Source organism: Streptococcus sp. (assembly GCF_019414905.1).
Taxonomy (GTDB): Bacteria; Bacillota; Bacilli; order Lactobacillales; family Streptococcaceae; genus Streptococcus.
Map to the genome: position 1 here is coordinate 1 of NZ_DXLC01000250.1, position 2,650 is coordinate 2,650.

At 37.3% G+C, this 2,650-nt stretch carries 2 protein-coding genes and 1 pseudogene; 1 reads left to right on the forward strand and 2 read right to left on the reverse strand.

Features of this window, described 5'->3' with window-relative positions; genetic code table 11:
* Both QZ359_RS07540 and QZ359_RS07545 read right to left on the reverse strand, forming a co-directional pair.
* Nucleotides 1-155 (reverse strand): annotated as a pseudogene (locus QZ359_RS07540) (cytoplasmic protein); the annotation flags it as partial.
* 857 nt (nt 156-1,012) lie between these two features.
* Nucleotides 1,013-2,179: an IS30 family transposase gene (locus tag QZ359_RS07545; RefSeq protein ID WP_293965200.1), complete on the reverse strand. Its 1,167-nt coding sequence runs from the start codon at nt 2,177-2,179 to the stop codon at nt 1,013-1,015.
* A 365-nt stretch (nt 2,180-2,544) separates the two neighbouring features.
* On the opposite strand from QZ359_RS07545, the gene QZ359_RS07550 reads away from it, so the two are divergent.
* Nucleotides 2,545-2,650: helix-turn-helix transcriptional regulator (locus QZ359_RS07550; RefSeq protein WP_293965202.1), on the forward strand; the 106-nt coding region annotated here is incomplete at its 3' end.

Consider the following 2,650-nt stretch of genomic DNA (forward strand, 5'->3'; position numbering starts at 1 on the left):
GTAATAACGTGGAAGGCACCATGAGTTTCACTATTTAGAATATGTCTTTGGTACTTTCCTTCTTTACCAAAGACAAATCGTGGAGCATTCCCCAATTTTTCATAGTAAGTTGAGCCAATAAATTCTGGTTTCATTTTTAGTGTTTCAGGGATCATAAATATTTTCCTTTCTGGTTGTAAAATAAAAAGAGTCAAGCTAACTGCTTTACTCTTGAGTAATAGTGAGTCGAGAGTTTACGTTTAAACATTCTAGTGTAGAATTCCACTCCAGCATAAGAAAATTCTGTGATTAGTGATTTCTTTGATAAAGACTCTAAGTTATTCAAAGCTTGAGTGTATAGTTGTGCGATTAGTTTATCAGATGAACTGAATATTCTATATGTAAATGTGTAATTATCGTAAAGTCGTTTACATTGTAGTGCGAAAAAAGTTTGTCATAGTTTTATCCTTTATTATAAATGTAAAAAAGCTACTAAGAAAACAGAAGACTTAGTAGCTTGAGAGTGAGTCTATCAAGGTAGATAGGCAGCAGTAAAGAAAAGTTATTTGGTTGAAGGATTCTTCCTTCACGGTGGCAACGTTTAGCAAGGTGCATTGCATGAATTACCATCGCTTTCCCAGCCAACCACAATAGGTAGTCATTATCATACCCATTGGGTTCTCTTACGCCCTTTGGCGAAGCTAGTTCACTTTACTATTCGGAAAAGCGCGAAAGTCCGAAATGTGTGGAAGCTCATAAGAATATAATCTTGTTTTCTATCGGTAAATTCCCAAACTAAGTTCCATCGCTAATCCAAGTGGAAGTTAGTCTGATAAAAATCCTAAAAACCAGTGGAAATCCGTGTCAGGGTAAGTTCCACTGGTTTTACTAATGCTTGATTTCATCGCTTTTGTATCCGAAAGGAATCGAAAAAAAGAGCGCACAAAATCCTATCATCTGAAAGCGTTTCAGATTAAGTTCCGCTATGGTGGAAGTTAGTGTGAGACGTTTGAATGGGTTTTTAGGTTAGTTTTTAGAACTTATGTTGGAGTAATGTAGAAGACTGACAGACGTCTTCTGCAGGTATTTTAGAAATGCCGAGAAGTTTAGGAATTTCTTCTCCATAGGTAAATGCAAAGAGTTCATAGGATGACTTTCCATTCAAAGCAGCACGTTTGACATTGTTGACATGAGAGCAGACGAGATTAATATCCTCTTGAGTTAAATTGTCAAAAGAAGTTCCTTTAGGTAGAATGTCGCGAATCAGCGTGTGATTTTTCTCAATTCTCCCTTTCTGGTCAGAGCGATTAGGGTCACAAAAGAATAGCTTACTCTCTCCTCGCACATCCATTTCGATGTCATCAACCCTGGCAAACTCTCCACCATTATCGGTAAGACTGACAGGAAAGAGTTGGAAGAAATCTTTGTCAGCTTGGTGAAGAGTTTTCTTGATGTCATAGAGGTGTTTAGTAACCTCAAGGGCAGTTTTATTATCCAGTAGTCTAGCGAAGATAAAGTTACAGAAAGATAGATTGAAGGTGAGTAGGACTTTACCTCCCATCCTCCCCATAACGGTATCCATTTCCAGCCAAGAGTCTAGTTGATTAAGGACTAAATAGTTTTGGAAATCCTCATAGGAACGGCCTTTTTTAGCTTCTTTAGGGATGGAAGGTAGCTTACTTTTCCGTCTTTCTTTGAATTTAACGGCTCTGACTAGGTCAATAGGAGCGATAGATAGGTATCCTTTTCGGATATGTCGATAGACAGTTGAGGAGCTGACATCAAGGTTATGAGTTTTGAGGATATGATAGATGTGTTGTCCCTTTTTAACCCCATCAGAAATGACTTTGTCCATGTCCCAGAAGGTCTTGGAATTGAGGGGAGTTCCTTCACGAGATTCAACAAGAGTTTGTTCGTACTGCTTTTGAGCTGGCTTAGCTAGGTAGAAAAATTTTTTAAATCCACAATTTTGTCTTCTTTTAGGGCAACCATTACAGACAAAGGTAGCCTTATCGAGTAAAGGGCAAGGAAGGTTATCACATGTAGACTCTCGGACTTGTCTGTTTCGTTTCACTTCTTTGGAAACGGTTGTCGGATCTTTTAGAATGGATTGTCCAATAGCTTTGAAGGTTTCACCGCGCTCTAAGCCTAATTGGATATCATTACGGTCTGAAAGGGTAAGGTGTTTATGTTTTGTCATAGTGAGCCTCATTTCTAACTCAAACGTCTCACACTTAATTCCACCATAAAAATCCGTTTTAGACTAATTTCCACTTTGGTCAGGCAAGTGGAAGTTACTTTGAGAAGTTAGCCTTGTTTTCTATCTTTACTTCAACCATAAAAGGGGCTTGACTTTTCTTATCAAAACATTTACAATAAAGGTACGAAGTTTAGTGTTGTTTTGGCAATCAGTCTTCTGGTTGTCAGACGCACTTTTTATTAAATTGTCAATGATCGTGATTTAGCTTTGAAGATAAGGTTATTATTTTTAATTGACATACAACCAATAGTTGTTAATATCAACGATTTTTTGCAAAAATTTAAAATATTTTTTTGAGGTCACATATGGAATTTGCAGAACGCTTGAAAACACTAAGGAAACAGGTGAAACTAACACAAGCTCAAATAGCTGAAAAACTAGACATTTCCCAACAAGCATATGCTTCATGGG